Source organism: Neomoorella sulfitireducens (assembly GCF_024733845.1).
In the GTDB taxonomy this organism is placed as follows: domain Bacteria; phylum Bacillota; class DSM-521; order Neomoorellales; family Neomoorellaceae; genus Neomoorella; species Neomoorella sulfitireducens.
This window is the reverse complement of the sequence record NZ_JANRHG010000018.1, coordinates 1-13313: the sequence shown is the minus strand read 5'-3', so window position 1 is coordinate 13313 and position 13313 is coordinate 1. Positions and strand designations below refer to the sequence as shown.

The window sequence follows — 13313 nt, the reverse complement described above, 5'->3', positions numbered from 1 at the left end:
CAGCAACCGCCGGGCAGTAGCAACAAAGGGGAGGTATTGCCCGGCTTTCACTTACGCCGGACAGGCTTTTCCGGGGCAGCCGTCAGGCTGTCAGATCTGCCCCTGCCGTCGCGCCTTTCGATCCAAATGGCGGCATCGGGGCAGACAAGCTGGCATTTTTTACAGGCAATGCAGGGTTTCCCGTGACCGGGCTCCACCACCGGGGTGCCGAAGATCCCCAGTTGTTTAGCCCAGCCGATGGTGTCTACAGGGCACTTCTCAATGCAGAGGCCGCAGCCCTTGCACAGGTCCGGGAACAGGTGAAAAATCCCTTTGCCGTTTTCCGTGGTGATGGCCTTAAAAACTACGCTCACAAGCTTTCGCCCCTTTAAAATAGCCCTTTCGCAGGCGCAAATACCTATTGCCCGTCTCATTCAAAACAACGGTTATACGGCAAATAAATTTGTGTATACAGCTTCCCGCTTCCCCCTTCCAATATCGTACCCCCGTTCCAGGGCGCGGTAGTTTAATTCCCTGAGGGCCGGGTCCCGGGCAAACTTGTGGCCCAGCTGGCGTTCCAGGGCCTGTTGTACAGCTTCTTCCTTTACAAAACCCGTTATGCCCACCAGCACTCCCAGGATGATGACGTTAAAGACCCGGGGATGCATTTCCTCCTGGGCTATGGCCAGGGCCGGGACGGCCAGGCGTCTCTGCTCTTCCCCGTAAACCCGCCGCACGTCGTCTTCCAGGCCGGCCTCATACACCAGTAATGTTTTGTCGCCTACATACTGCCGTACCCGTTCCACGGCCCGGGGGCTCAAAGCTACCACTATATCGCCGGTAGTAAACTTGGGCGCGCTCACCGGCTCACTGCTTATCTGGACAAAGGCCACCGAAACGCCGCCCCGCTGCTCGACACCGAAATTGGGGATATACAGGGCCTGGAAGCCGGCCCGGTAGGCCGCCTCGGTGATGATCTCGGCGACCGCCTGCACCCCCTGCCCGCCTTCCCCGGCCAGGGCGATTTTAAGGTTAAAATCCACGGGGCGGCACCTCCCGGAGGGGGCTGGACGGTTTTTCATCCGGCGTCCTGAATTCCCTAACAGGAAAATAAGCCGTCATTTCTTCTTCCACAAAGCGCCAGGTAGCGGCGGCATTGGTATGCCAGTTGGTGGGGCAGGACGATAGGGCCTCGATAAAGGCGATGCCCCGGCCTTCCACCTGGTTCTGCAGGCCTTTCTGGATAAAGTTTTTCAACTGGACGATATTGGCGATGCTCCCCCGGGCGACGTAGGCCCCCGGCGGGGCGATGGCCGCCACCAGTTCCGGGCCCAGGATGGGCCGGCCGGTGAGTCCAGCGTCGCGGCCATAGGGAGTGGTTTCCGTCTTCTGGCCCGGCAGGGTGGTCGGGGCCATCTGGCCGCCGGTCATGGCGTAGACGGTGTTGTTGACCACGATAATGGTCACCAGGTCGTTGCGGGCGGCGCTGCTGACCAGATGCTGGGCACCGATGGCGTAGGCGCCGCCGTCGCCCATGTAGGAAACGACCACCAGTTCCGGCCGCGCCCGCTTGATGCCCACCAGCACCGGTGTGGTGCGGCCGTGGTGGGTCTGGACGGTGTCCAGGTTGAAAAAGTCCCAGGAAAGGAGGGAACAGCCGATGTCGCACCCGAAAATGGTGCGTTCCTGGATGCCCAGGGCGTCGATTGCCTCCCCGAGGGCCTTGAGGACAATGCCGTGGCCGCAGCCGGGGCAAAACTTGTGGGGTTTGGTTTCCGCCCGCCAGACCCGGGGCATTTGCGGTTGGGCGGCGATGGCCATTAGATCAGCTCCTTCGAAATGAGATGTGGGTAATGGCCGTTCTAGTTCTTCAGGAGGGAAAGGGCGCATTGGGCGATCTCTTCCGGCGTAATCCCCATTCCCGGCCGCAGGTAGCCGGTGACCGGCGTAGGTATGCCGTAAAGGCCGGCCTGGACATGCCTTTTTAGCTGGCCGTAGGCCGATTCTACCACCAGGAGGTTGCGGGCCCGGTCTGCCAGGGGCCTTAAAGGTTCCGCCGGGAAGGGCCGCAGGGTCACGGGGCGGAAATAGCCGGCTTTGCAACCCCTTTCCCGCAGGGTAACGACGGCCGCCCGGGCGGCCCGGGAAACAACCCCGTGGGCGATAATCAGCAACTCGGCGTCATCGACGGCGTAGGTGTCCCACTCCATCACCTGCGGCGCCACAGATTCATAAGCATTTATGGCGTCCATCAACACCTCGTAGAGCTCATCTTCCAGGTTATAGGTGTTGCGCAGGTGGGCCGGGTCGCGTTCTTCCCCCGGCAGGCCCGGCAGGCCTACCATAGGATGGCATGGTTCCATGGTAATGCCCCGGGCTTCAGGAGCAAAGATGGTTACCGGCTCCCGCATCTTGGACTGATAACCGTCCCCCAGGACAAAAGTTGGGAAACGGTATTTCCAGGCGCTGTTAAAGGCTTTGATGGTATACAGGAACAGTTCATCGTGGGAGGCCGGGGAATAAACGATCCGCAAACCCTCGCCATTGCCACCGAAGCAGGTGAGATTGAGTTCCTGCTGGGAGTAGATGACCGTGGCCGTAGACGGCCCGCCGCGCTGGGTTACCACCACTACCGTGGGCAGGCGCATCATCTCGGCCATGGCCATGGCTTCCTGCATCAATACGTTGCCCGGGCCGGCGGTAGCCGTAAAGGCCCGCTTCCCGGCCAGGACGCCCCCGACGGTGGCAAAGCCGGCGGAGATTTCATCCTCCGTCTGGAGAAAACCCCGTTCATATTTAGGTGCCATCCGCGTCCAGTAGTGCATGATTTCATTCTGCGGCGTAATGGGATAGCCGTACATGATGTCGGCCCCGGCGGCCAGGGCCGCCCAGGCTACCACCTCGTTGCCGGTCATAAAAGCCCGTTGCTCACCCGTAACAGGCCTGGTTGCCATAAATTACACCCCGTTCCTGCAAAAATCTTACCAGAATGCCAGGGGCATGTACCGCTTGATCACCCGGACGGGATTACCGCAGGCGTCGCGCTCGCCTAAATAAGGGGCCAGTTCGTCCATTACGGCCGTGGCCACTACCGGGAGGTTTAATTCCCGGGCCGCGGCTGTTACCTTCCTGGCCCCGGCCTGGATGAGGTCTACCGTTGTCTCTTCCCCCAGGTGGGTATTGTTCAGCAGGCCGTCCACCCGGCCTAAAGAGCGGACGTGGGCGATAATATCCGCAACCGTAGCCGTCGCCGGGCGGGCAGTATTGATCACGGCCAGGGCCCGCAGTTCGGGGGAGGTGTCCGCTCCCTCCAGCAATTGCAGCAGGCCGGCCCCGGCCGCGCCGTAGCCGGCGTCGATGATCACGTCCCCTTCCCGGTGCAGGGCCCAACGGACGGCCGGGTGCAGGACCGTCCCCGCCTCTCCCCAGCCGGTCACCTGCCGCGTCTCCCAGGCCAGAACTTTTATCCCCATGGCTTCCAGCTTGTGCTTCAGGGGGCGCAGGGTATAGCACGGCTCTACCGTATCCAGGTCGGCCAGGGTTACCTGCCGTCCCTGCTCCCGTAAAAAAACGGCCCGGTTAACCGCGTTCTCCGACTTGCCACTGCCGTACTCGCCCAGGTAAACCTCAACGATACGCGCTTTTCTTCACCCCGGTGGTTAGTATGCACTCGAGCAGGAATAGCATACCTGGGTTTAAAGTATTCCCCACCTCGTCGCGTCCTACCTGAAAAATAAAAATAGCCGGCTTTAACCCTACCGCCGGCGCTGCACGCTATCGATTGTGACGGGAATGCTCTAACGCTCTCCCGGTGCCCTGTCATACCGGAAGCCGCTCCTTGGTTCGTCCCTATTTCGTCCCGGTCATCATGTCCCCAGGACCACGCGCAAAAAAACCAGCAGGATTAACCCCGGCAGGCCCAGAAAACCGGCGATTAAAACCGTGAGCCAGTTCAAAGGGATTAAAAAGTTAAAATAGGAGCCGAAAAAATTAAAGGCCCAGAGCAGGAGAAGCCCGAACAGGGAGTTAAAAACAATCTTAAAAATAAGCTTCAAGGGTTTTAATAACAGGCTGCCTACAAGATAGAATAGGAAGACCAGGAATATACCGGCCAGGACTAGCTGTACGGTATCGCTACCCACAGGCATCACTCCTCAACAGGCTTTTAATGGCGACCATGCACACCTGGCCCCGTCTTTTCTGCCGGGGCTTACAGTTGCAGGTCGTCTTTTTGTTGCCGGTTACGGGCCAGCTTCCACAGGTACATATATTTCCTTTCTGCCGCTTCCAGCCGGTAAATGGCCTGATCCACCAGATCGGGTTCCGTTACCTCGGCAAAAAAACGCTGGGCCGCCCACCATTCAGCCCGGGCCTCCCTGATAGCTTCGGCCAGTGCTTCCAGGTCTGTCTTCAGGCCCCAGTCCTGCATGCGGCCACCTCCCAACTGCCATTTGCTTATAAAATATGCAGCTGGGAATAATTTCTTGCCTGTTTTTTTATATCATCTCATGGCGACCGCTGAAGGCCCGGGCCAGGGTAATTTCATCGGCGTATTCCAGGTCGCTACCCACCGGCAGGCCGTAGGCCAGGCGCGTCACCTTAATCTCCAGGGGCTTTAACAACCTGGCAAGATAAAGGGCTGTGGCTTCTCCTTCCACGTCGGCGTTGGTGGCCAGGACTACTTCTTTAACCTTTCCTTCCCGGAGGCGCCGTAATAGTTCTTTTACCCTCAGCTGGTCCGGGCCTATCCCGTCCACGGGCGAAATGGCCCCCTGTAAAACGTGATATAGTCCCCGGTACTGATGGGTTTTTTCCAGGGCCACAATATCCCGGGCTTCTTCCACTACACAGATGATGGTACGGTCCCGTTCCGGATCACTGCACAGGTGGCAGGGATCGCGGTCGGTGAGGTTACCGCACACAGAGCAATAATGGGTCTTCCGGCGGGCTTCAATGATGGCAGCAGCCAGGTTTTCCGCCTCTGCCGCCGGGGCGTTCAGAAGATAAAAGGCCAGGCGCTGGGCGGTCTTTGGTCCAACTCCCGGGAGTTTGCCCAGGGCAGCAATCAGTTTGTTCAGGGGTTCCGGGTAATACATCTTTAAAACCCGGGTAGGCGCATATTACCGGTGATTTTGCCCATTTCCCTGGCCACCATTTCCTGGGACTGCCGCAGGGCTTCGTTGACGGCAGCCAGGATCAGGTCCTGGAGCATCTCTACATCTTCCGGATCAACGGCAGCCGGGTCAATTTTGATGCTGACAATTTCCTGGCGCCCGTTGGCCGTAGCCACAACGGCACCGCCGCCGGCGGCTGCCTCTACCGTCTTCTCTCCCAGCTCGTCCTGGAGTTTGGCGATCTGGGCCTGCATCTTTTGCATCTGCTTCATCATCTTGTTGATATTGTTCATACCCATGGCCTTTACAGTCCTCCTTTTTAATCCTTGAACTCCACCTTGTCGGGGCCAAAATATTCTACCAGCTTATCTAATACGTCCTGTTCCCCTTCGCTGGCCTCCTGCTTCCCTGCCGTAATAACGAGCTTGAGGGGGAGGCCGAAAACCCTGGCCAGGACCGTTTCAACCTTCTGCCGGTTGGCCGGCTGTTCCAGCATGCCGCGGTGAAAATCCGTTTTAACTTCCAGGATCAGGCTATCTCCTGTAACAGACGCCGGCTCCCCGGCCCGTAAATAAGCCTGGAGATGGACGCTTTCCCGGCGGGCCTCCGCCAGGACCTCCGGCCAGCGTTCCTGGACGGTAAACAGTTCTAACAAAGGAACGCCGGTAGGTGTAACTTTTTCCTGCTGCCGGTCTTCCGGCCGGAGGCTGGCGGCATGGTCAGCTGCTTTGCCAGTCGCAGTCATGCCTCCCGCCTTTCTCCGGCCAGCCGCCTCCGGGCCTTGCCGGTTACTGCCGTAAAAGGCGGGCCTGTCCGATTTTGCCCCTGCTTTTGCTTCAGGCAGCTGCCTTATTGCAGTAATGTTACCGTCAAGGTCGGCAAGGCGTTTTTCCAGTTCCTCTAACCGGCGTACCAGGTCTTCCATTGAAGGTCCGGGTTCGACCAGATAGCCGGCCAGGGTCATTTCCAGGAGGACCCGGGGCTGGCTGTTCCAGCGCAGGGCAGCAACACCTTCCTGCAGCCGTTCCATAAGTTCCAGCAGGCGCCGGGGAGTAAATTTTTGCGCCTGCCTGGCCACCTCATCCACTTCTTCCGGCAGGAGACCGGTAAACTCACCGGCCCGGGGATCCATGCGCAAAAGAAGGAGATTGCGGCTATGCTCCAGCAGGTCCTCCAGCAGCCTTGGGGGTTCTACTCCTGCTTGCAGGGCCGTATCTACCAGGCGCAGCATATTGGCCCCGTCGCCGGCGGCCAGGGAATCAGTTATGGCCAGGAGGGTATCCAGCTGCGCCGTGCCCAGGATCGCGGCCACCTGCTCGGCCGTAACAACCTCTTGATTACCACCGGACAGGATCTGGTCCAGGAAGCTTAAAGCATCGCGTAAACCGCCGGCAGCCTTGCGGGCCAAAAGGCTCAAGGCCCCCGGCTCAATCCGGACATTATTAGCCGCCGCCACCTGCTGCAGGCGCCCGCTGATGGCTGCTGCCGTCAGGGGACGAAAATCAAAACGCTGGCAGCGGGAAAGAATGGTCGGCAGTACTTTACGCGGCTCGGTAGTAGCCAGGATAAACAGGGCGTGGGCCGGGGGTTCTTCCAGGGTTTTCAGCAGGGCATTAAAGGCCTCCGGCGTCAGCATGTGGACTTCATCGATAATATAAACCTTGTAACGGCCCTCTACCGGACCAAGGGGAATTTTTTCAATTAATTCCCGGATTTCGTCGATGCCCCGGTTGGAGGCGGCGTCGATTTCCAGGACATCCAGGGAGTTACCGGCATTGATACGCCGGCAATTGGCGCACTCATTGCACGGTTCTCCTTCCCGGGGTGACCGGCAGTTGACGGCTTTGGCCAGGATTTTGGCAGTACTGGTTTTCCCGGTACCCCGGGGTCCGCAGAAAAGGTAGGCGTGGACCAGGCGATGGTTACGCAGGGCATTGAGGAGGGTACGGGTAATATGTTCCTGTCCTACTACCTCGGCAAAGGTACGCGGCCGCCATTGCCGGTACAGGGCCTGGTAATGGGCCAACATCCTCACCTTCTTATCCGGGGAGGAAAAAATTAATTAAATATATAAAAAGGGATTATTCCCCGCTCGAATAATCCCTTCATCTCTCATTAGGTGACCGTGCACCCACTGTTGAACATGGCCTCCGGGCGTTACCGGTGCAGGTAACTCCAACCAGGCACTCCCGCGGCACCCGAGGGGGCTCACTTACCGCTGCTTCCTCCCGGACCTGACGGGGTTCATGAGTCCTCGTCGCGCAGGACCCGGCTCTCTTCGCCCCTTACACCGGCCGGACCCCACAGGTCAGGCCCGCCAGTGGGACTTCGACCCCGCTATAGCGGTTTGCGGGCTACAGGGCACCGCTACCTCCCCGTCTAGCACGGTCAAAGCTATAAAATTAAAATGGCGGAGAGAGTGGGATTCGAACCCACGAGACGAGTTTGTGACCCGTCTACTCGCTCTCCAGGCGAGCGCCTTCGACCAACTCAGCCATCTCTCCGCGCAAATCTGTTGTTTATATAAAAATTATACAGCGTAGTGCGGCTTAATGCAAGCCGTTTCAAGAAAGCATATAATGGCGTTTATAAAAGGATGGCTTGTATAACAGCAACACCCGTTAATTAACTTTTTCTGGCGGAGAGAGTGGGATTCGAACCCACGAGGCGACCTCTTCAGCCGCCTACTCGATTTCGAGTCGAGCGCCTTCAACCAGCTCAGCCATCTCTCCGCAGCTGCTGGAAAAAAAGTTTTAATAATTCCCGGCACTCCACCTCACGGATGCCGGCAATTACCTCTACCCGGTGGTCAAAACGTTGGTTCTCCACCAGGTTGACTACAGAATCTACGGCCCCGGCACGGAAATCCGGGGCGCCATAAACCAGCCTCTTTACCCTGGCCTGCAACAGGGCACCGGCACACATGGGACAGGGTTCCAATGTGACATACAAAGTAATACCTGTAAGCCTCCAGTTGCCCCGTACCCGTGCCGCTTCCCTTAAGGCTATAATCTCGGCGTGGGCCGTGGGGTCGCCCCATGTCTCCCGCCGGTTGCCGGCCCGGGCAATGATGCGTTGCCCTTCTACTGCTACAGCCCCGATGGGTACTTCTCCCAAGGCCAAGGACTTTTTTGCCTCGGCCAGGGCCTCCCCCATATAGAAATGGTGGTCCACATGGGACCCCCTCGCTGGTATGCTGGTGCGCCTGGAGGGACTCGAACCCCCGGCACGCGGTTTAGGAAACCGCTGCTCTATCCACCTGAGCTACAGACGCCCGAATAAAAAATGGCGCGCCCGGAGGGACTCGAACCCCCAACCTCCTGGTTCGTAGCCAGTTACTCTATCCCGTTGAGCTACGGGCGCAATATATCTTTTTCAAACCGCAGTGTTAATTGTACCAGAGATGCAGGAGCAAGTCAAGGGTACGCGATCACATCTGCCGGCCCCGGCCAAAAGACTGCGTATCTGGCGCGCCGGCCCCGCAATGAAAAGTAAAACCGGTACCCTGCGGCACCGGCTTCCTGTGGCGGAGAGAGTGGGATTCGAACCCACGGTACAGGTTTTTACCCGTACAATCGCTTAGCAGGCGATCGCCTTCGACCTACTCGGCCATCTCTCCACGCCTTCTTCCGTTGTTACTGGCGGAGGGGGTGGGATTCGAACCCACGGTGCCCGTAAGAGCATCACTGGTTTTCAAGACCAGCTCCTTAAACCGCTCGGACACCCCTCCACAACTAGCAAGGATAGTATAACATACCTTTGCCGTTGCTGTCAATTTAAAACACAAAACGAACATATGTCGATAATAGCGCGGAAACTGAAGCCCCGGTCATCTATACAGACGCCGGGGCTTTATATCTTAAGCTATTTAACTTTCCACTACCGGTTCTCTTGTTTCCTTTCTGCGCTGCAGGTAGGGTAAAATCACCCGGTCGACACCGTAATAGTAGGCCGAACTTCCTGCCAGCAACAGGATGATGGCCACCGTGTACAATACCGGGTTGGTGCTGGCGGAACCGGCGAGCATAAAATTAAGATTCATGAATGCGCCGATAAACAGGGCAAATACTGTTAACACTCCCAAAATCAGGGCAATACCAGTTAAAATTTCGCCGAATACTACCAGCTTGGCAAACCAGGTGTAGTGACCGCCGTCGTGTAAAGAACGAATGAACGCTTCATACCAGCCATACTTGATGGCCGGCGTGCTACCCGGCAGGATACCGGCCGCTTTAGCCCAATAACCTTTCAAGGCCTCACCGGTTTGCATCCACCTGGGATCACTGACCTTGTGCAGGCCGGCCTCCAGCCACTGCCAACCCAGCCACACCCGTAAAATGGTCCAGACAATGCTAAAACGCCGGTCGCGCAATAAGTCGAGCATCCTTTCTCTCCCCTCTCGTGATTGTGTTCGCATTTATACTATAACTCCGGGGAGTGAAAGAGCCCATAGGTCGGCAACCCGATTCTTTCCTCGGTTATACGCCCTATAAATAACAACTAATCGTCTTCCAGCTTGAGAATGCCCTTTTTAATAGCATACTTAACTAAATCCACCCGGTCGTGGAGGCCCAGTTTTTGCATCAGGTTGGCCCGGTGGGCCTGGACGGTTTTTATGCTGATAAAAAGGCGCCTGGCTATCTCCGCATTGGTCAAACCCTCGGCAGCCAGGCGCAGAACTTCCATTTCCCGGTCGGTCAACTCTGTCTTCATGGCATCATCTTCCCTGGCTGCCGGCAAACCATCCTGCAGGCCGTCGATAACCCGCCGGGCAATCTGGGGGTCGAGAAAGGCCTCCCCTTTTGCTACCAGGCGAATTGCCTGGATAAGTTCCCCTACCCCGGCCCTCTTTAAAACATAGCCCCTGGCGCCCGCCCCCAGGGCTTGAAAGATTAGCTCGCGGTCGTCAAACATGCTTAAAATAACAACTTTAATGTCCGGCCGTTTTTGCAATAAAGAGCGGGTAGCCTCAACGCCGTTCTGACCGTTTCCCAGCTGGAGGTCCATGACTACTACTTCCGGTTGCACTTCATCTACCAGTTCCATTAACTCGGCGGCGCCCCCGGCTTCTCCAACCACCTCAATATCTCTCTCATTGGTTAGAAGGGCCCGCAGGCCCTCCCGGACTACGGCATGATCATCTACCAGCACCACGCGGATAGCCATAGTCTACCTCCCCGTTATCGCCCGTATAGGGCAGCCAGAAAGTTACAGTTGTTCCCCGCCCGGGCGAGCTTTCAAGCTCCAACCAGCCCCCTGCCAGGACCGCCCGCTGCTGCATGTTCTTCAATCCTTGTCCTTCCGTGGGGGCAATCGCATCAAAGCCGGTACCGTTGTCTTTAATCCTGACCCTGCAACCCCTTTCCCCCAGATCTATCCCCGCCCAGATAGTACTGGCACCGGCATGACGGCGGATATTACTTAAAATCTCAACCATCATATAGTAAAAGTGATCCCGCTGTTCGGTATCCAGGTAAGCCTGCCCGTTTCCCTGGACGTGCCATTTAACCTTTATATCCCCATTGCCGAGCACGTGTGCTACCGCTTTTTTCGCCAGGTCGACCGGCTCGGGCGGTAGATCGTGACCCAGTCGCAGGCCGGCCAGATATCCCCGCAGGTCAGATATGACCTTTTCCGCCTGCTGTGACAGGGTCGTGAGTCTTGTCGCCGCTGTCGCCGGGTTGTCCGCCAGCAAGGCGCGGCAGTGTTCAAGGCCCAGGGCCAGACCGTATATAGACTGGATTACACCATCATGGAGATCGCGCCGGATTTTTTCCCTTTCCCGCCAGGCCATTTCCCTCTCCCGGGCTTTCTGCTGCTCGTGTTGTTCTTCGACGTCGTAAACGTCCAGCAGCCGGAAAATGAAGAAGGCCACCAGTATACTGCTGAGGATACGCAAAGCCTGAGCCGGCAGGCCCAGTCGCATTAAAAAGTCTGTATTAAGAACATTGGCCGGGAAAAAGGATGCCGGCGGTACGATTAAACCCCCGCCCAGGGCATAAAGAAATAACGCCGTGGCAGATCCGTTGAGGAAAAATTGCAGGGATTTGCGTTTAAAATGTTGCAGTTCTTCCCCCTGGGCCAGGATGGCCAGCCCGCTCAACACCGATCCCGGTAACGCCAGCAAATAACGTGCCGCGATTTCTATGAGAATCATCCATCCATTAAACGTTCCTTCCCGGTAAGGGAAGGTAAAGGCTGCAAACAATACCCATGCCCCAAAACAGGTAAAGGGTAAAAACCTCATCCAGCCCGGCCAGTTCCTGGTATCCGCCAGGAGAGCAACGCCGAAGACCAGTAGAAAGAGGTAAGATAAAGCCAGGAGCAGGGCATGTCCGCCGTTAAAAACAACCCCCCTTAAAGTCTGCCAGCCTTCGGCTATTGCGGCCGTGGGAATAAAGATATATCCCCACTCAACCAGCCCGTGGGAAAGCCCGAAGAGTGCCAAACATGGCAAACGCCGTCCCAGGTGCAGGTCGCTCCCCCGCCGGGCCTGGAGGAGGATGCCAAAGCCCATGAGGAAGAAAGAAAGCCCGTAAATGAAAAAAAGTAAATTCCCCTGCCAGTTTTCCCTGGTCAGGAAGTGGATGGATGGATTCATATCCTTAATCCTTACAACGGCCGGATGACTTCCTGGCCGCCCATATAAGGTCTTAAAGCTTTAGGAATAAGCACCGTACCGTCTTCCTGCTGGTAATTCTCCAGGATGGCCGCCACCGTCCGGCCCACGGCCACCCCGGAGCCGTTCAAGGTATGGACAAAACGGGGTTTTTCCTTGGAACCCGGCCGGAAGCGAATATCGGCCCTCCGGGCCTGGAAATCCTCGAAATTGCTGCAGGAAGAAATTTCCCGGAAAGTATTCGCACTTGGTAACCATACCTCCAGGTCATAGGTCTTGGCCGCGGAAAAACCCAGGTCACCGGCACAGAGGGCCACTACCCGGTAGGGAAGGCCCAGGAGCTGCAGGACTTCTTCCGCATCCCGTGTTAATTTCTCCAGCTCTTCATAAGATTCCTCCGGGCGGGTGAATTTAACCAGCTCAACCTTATTAAACTGGTGCTGGCGGATGAGGCCCCTGGTATCCCGCCCGGCTGCCCCGGCCTCGGCCCGGAAACAGGCACTGTAGGCCACATGATAGATGGGTAATTGATCGCCGTCCAGGATTTCCCCCTGATATAGATTGGTAACCGGCACCTCGGCCGTCGGTATTAAATAATAATCCGTCCCCTCAACGTGAAACATATCCTCAGCAAATTTGGGCAGCTGGCCGGTCCCCCGCATGCTGGCGCTGTTGACCAGGTAGGGCGGGAAAATCTCTGTATAACCGTGCTTAATGGTATGGATGTCCAGCATAAAATTAATCAGGGCCCTTTCCAGGCGCGCCCCGGCGCCACGGTAGAAGACAAAACGCGCCCCTGCCACCTTGCTGCCGCGCTCAAAATCAAGGATCCCCAGCCGTTCTCCTATTTCCCAGTGGGGCCGTGGTTCAAAATCAAAGCGAGGCAATTCGCCCCAGTGGCGCACCGGTTTGTTATCAGCATCGCTTGAGCCGTCGGGCACAGAATCGTGGGGTATATTGGGAATCCTTAATAGTTCCTGCTGGAGCTCATCTTCCACAGCGCGAATGGCCGCGTCAAGTTCTTTAATGCGGTCGCCAACCTCGCGCATGGCGGCAATTAATTCTGTGGCGTCCTGTCCCTTTTTCTTTAGGCGGGCCACTTCGGCCGATACCTGGTTGCGTTTATTCTTCAATCCTTCGGCTTCGACCAGGAGGTTCCGGCGCCGGGCATCAAGGGCCAAAAAGTGTTCCAGCCCGGCTTCTAAACCCCGGCGGGCCAGACCCCCGGCCACCCTTTCCGGTTCCTGGCGAATTTGTTTAATGTCGAGCAAAATACCACTTCCCTTTCTTCAGGTTAGTGTGGATAATCCTGCCATTATTATGCCACGATTAAAGGCCAGGGGCAAACATGCCGTAAAGAAAATTAAGGGGCGCTACCGCCCCCGTAAAAAACTTATAGGCAAATATAGCGCACGTCAAGGACGCCGTCCACCTGGCGGATGGCCTGCAGTGCTTCCCGTGGCACCTGGGAATCCACGCTGATAAGCATGACGGCTTCGCCGCCTATTTCCTGCCGCCCCACCTGCATGGCGGCGATATTCACTTTATGATCCCCTATGGCCAGGCCTACCGGGCCGATTATCCGCGGCCGGTCCAGGTGT

Annotated in this window: 16 protein-coding genes, 6 tRNA genes and 1 other RNA gene; all 23 read right to left on the bottom strand. The window is 57.2% G+C overall.

The features are described 5' to 3' along the window. Positions 1 to 47: 47 nt before the first annotated feature. Entirely contained in the window at positions 48 to 353 is a 306-nt protein-coding gene (locus NWF31_RS13420) for a 4Fe-4S dicluster domain-containing protein (RefSeq protein WP_258361014.1), read from the bottom strand. A 72-nt stretch (positions 354 to 425) separates the two neighbouring features. Further along, positions 426 to 1022 carry a 2-oxoacid:ferredoxin oxidoreductase subunit gamma family protein gene (locus NWF31_RS13415; RefSeq protein WP_258361013.1) on the bottom strand — a complete coding sequence of 199 codons (597 nt, stop codon included), beginning with the start codon at positions 1020 to 1022 and terminating at the stop codon, positions 426 to 428. Next, positions 1012 to 1800 carry a thiamine pyrophosphate-dependent enzyme gene (locus NWF31_RS13410; RefSeq protein ID WP_258361012.1) on the bottom strand — a complete coding sequence of 263 codons (789 nt, stop codon included), beginning with the start codon at positions 1798 to 1800 and terminating at the stop codon, positions 1012 to 1014. Before NWF31_RS13410 ends, NWF31_RS13415 begins: the two co-directional genes overlap by 11 nt. Before the next feature lie 41 nt (positions 1801 to 1841). Then, positions 1842 to 2933 (bottom strand): ferredoxin oxidoreductase, encoded by a 1092-nt coding sequence (locus NWF31_RS13405; RefSeq protein WP_258361011.1) that lies wholly within the window; start codon positions 2931 to 2933, stop codon positions 1842 to 1844. Between the two features lie 27 nt (positions 2934 to 2960). After that, positions 2961 to 3452 carry a hypothetical protein gene (locus NWF31_RS13400; RefSeq protein ID WP_258361010.1) on the bottom strand — a complete coding sequence of 164 codons (492 nt, stop codon included), beginning with the start codon at positions 3450 to 3452 and terminating at the stop codon, positions 2961 to 2963. A gap of 393 nt (positions 3453 to 3845) precedes the next feature. Then, complete coding sequence (locus NWF31_RS13395) at positions 3846 to 4121, bottom strand: pro-sigmaK processing inhibitor BofA family protein (RefSeq protein ID WP_258361009.1); 276 nt, start codon at positions 4119 to 4121, stop codon at positions 3846 to 3848. Positions 4122 to 4189: 68 nt separating this feature from the next. Continuing rightward, on the bottom strand, positions 4190 to 4408 hold the full coding sequence (locus NWF31_RS13390) for a YaaL family protein (RefSeq protein WP_258361008.1): 219 nt from the start codon (positions 4406 to 4408) through the stop codon (positions 4190 to 4192). Between the two features lie 67 nt (positions 4409 to 4475). Continuing rightward, positions 4476 to 5075, bottom strand: a complete 600-nt coding sequence (recR, locus tag NWF31_RS13385; RefSeq protein ID WP_258361007.1) for a recombination mediator RecR — start codon at positions 5073 to 5075, stop codon at positions 4476 to 4478. Positions 5076 to 5077: 2 nt separating this feature from the next. Next, the gene (locus tag NWF31_RS13380; protein ID WP_258361006.1) at positions 5078 to 5392 is read right to left on the bottom strand and encodes a YbaB/EbfC family nucleoid-associated protein; all 315 of its coding nucleotides are present in this window, start codon (positions 5390 to 5392) and stop codon (positions 5078 to 5080) included. A 20-nt stretch (positions 5393 to 5412) separates the two neighbouring features. Beyond that, positions 5413 to 7122 (bottom strand): DNA polymerase III subunit gamma/tau, encoded by a 1710-nt coding sequence (gene dnaX / locus NWF31_RS13375; RefSeq protein WP_258361005.1) that lies wholly within the window; start codon positions 7120 to 7122, stop codon positions 5413 to 5415. 94 nt (positions 7123 to 7216) lie between these two features. Next, positions 7217 to 7481: signal recognition particle sRNA large type (gene ffs, locus NWF31_RS13370), an RNA gene on the bottom strand. A gap of 20 nt (positions 7482 to 7501) precedes the next feature. Beyond that, positions 7502 to 7597 (bottom strand) — tRNA-Ser (locus tag NWF31_RS13365). A gap of 132 nt (positions 7598 to 7729) precedes the next feature. Further along, positions 7730 to 7825, bottom strand: a tRNA-Ser gene (locus NWF31_RS13360). Continuing rightward, entirely contained in the window at positions 7812 to 8267 is a 456-nt protein-coding gene (gene tadA / locus NWF31_RS13355; protein ID WP_258361004.1) for a tRNA adenosine(34) deaminase TadA, read from the bottom strand. Before tadA ends, NWF31_RS13360 begins: the two co-directional genes overlap by 14 nt. Positions 8268 to 8290: 23 nt before the next feature. Then, positions 8291 to 8367 (bottom strand) — tRNA-Arg (locus NWF31_RS13350). A 12-nt stretch (positions 8368 to 8379) separates the two neighbouring features. Then, positions 8380 to 8456, bottom strand: a tRNA-Arg gene (locus NWF31_RS13345). 161 nt (positions 8457 to 8617) lie between these two features. Further along, positions 8618 to 8712 (bottom strand) — tRNA-Ser (locus NWF31_RS13340). A 20-nt stretch (positions 8713 to 8732) separates the two neighbouring features. Then, a tRNA-Ser gene (locus tag NWF31_RS13335) sits at positions 8733 to 8823 on the bottom strand. Between the two features lie 138 nt (positions 8824 to 8961). Next, positions 8962 to 9477, bottom strand: a complete 516-nt coding sequence (locus NWF31_RS13330) for a DoxX family membrane protein (RefSeq protein WP_258361003.1) — start codon at positions 9475 to 9477, stop codon at positions 8962 to 8964. 116 nt (positions 9478 to 9593) lie between these two features. Further along, complete coding sequence (locus NWF31_RS13325) at positions 9594 to 10259, bottom strand: response regulator (protein WP_258361002.1); 666 nt, start codon at positions 10257 to 10259, stop codon at positions 9594 to 9596. Further along, positions 10231 to 11694, bottom strand: coding sequence for a sensor histidine kinase (locus NWF31_RS13320; protein WP_258361001.1), 1464 nt, complete (start codon positions 11692 to 11694; stop codon positions 10231 to 10233). The genes NWF31_RS13325 and NWF31_RS13320 overlap by 29 nt, the downstream gene beginning before the upstream one ends. 11 nt (positions 11695 to 11705) lie before the next feature. Continuing rightward, positions 11706 to 12983 (bottom strand): serine--tRNA ligase, encoded by a 1278-nt coding sequence (gene serS / locus NWF31_RS13315; RefSeq protein WP_258361000.1) that lies wholly within the window; start codon positions 12981 to 12983, stop codon positions 11706 to 11708. A 122-nt stretch (positions 12984 to 13105) separates the two neighbouring features. Continuing rightward, positions 13106 to 13313: ACT domain-containing protein (locus NWF31_RS13310; protein ID WP_258360999.1), on the bottom strand; the 208-nt coding region annotated here is incomplete at its 5' end.

Coding starts and splice junctions, on each gene's coding strand:
- recR (WP_258361007.1), bottom strand. CDS start 5,075: ATGTATTACCCGGAACCCCTGAACAAACTGATTGCTGCCCTGGGCAAA.
- NWF31_RS13330 (WP_258361003.1), bottom strand. CDS start 9,477: ATGCTCGACTTATTGCGCGACCGGCGTTTTAGCATTGTCTGGACCATT.
- dnaX (WP_258361005.1), bottom strand. CDS start 7,122: ATGTTGGCCCATTACCAGGCCCTGTACCGGCAATGGCGGCCGCGTACC.
- NWF31_RS13410 (WP_258361012.1), bottom strand. CDS start 1,800: ATGGCCATCGCCGCCCAACCGCAAATGCCCCGGGTCTGGCGGGCGGAA.
- NWF31_RS13400 (WP_258361010.1), bottom strand. CDS start 3,452: ATGGGGATAAAAGTTCTGGCCTGGGAGACGCGGCAGGTGACCGGCTGG.
- NWF31_RS13325 (WP_258361002.1), bottom strand. CDS start 10,259: ATGGCTATCCGCGTGGTGCTGGTAGATGATCATGCCGTAGTCCGGGAG.
- NWF31_RS13380 (WP_258361006.1), bottom strand. CDS start 5,392: ATGGGTATGAACAATATCAACAAGATGATGAAGCAGATGCAAAAGATG.
- NWF31_RS13390 (WP_258361008.1), bottom strand. CDS start 4,408: ATGCAGGACTGGGGCCTGAAGACAGACCTGGAAGCACTGGCCGAAGCT.
- NWF31_RS13320 (WP_258361001.1), bottom strand. CDS start 11,694: ATGAATCCATCCATCCACTTCCTGACCAGGGAAAACTGGCAGGGGAAT.
- NWF31_RS13405 (WP_258361011.1), bottom strand. CDS start 2,933: ATGGCAACCAGGCCTGTTACGGGTGAGCAACGGGCTTTTATGACCGGC.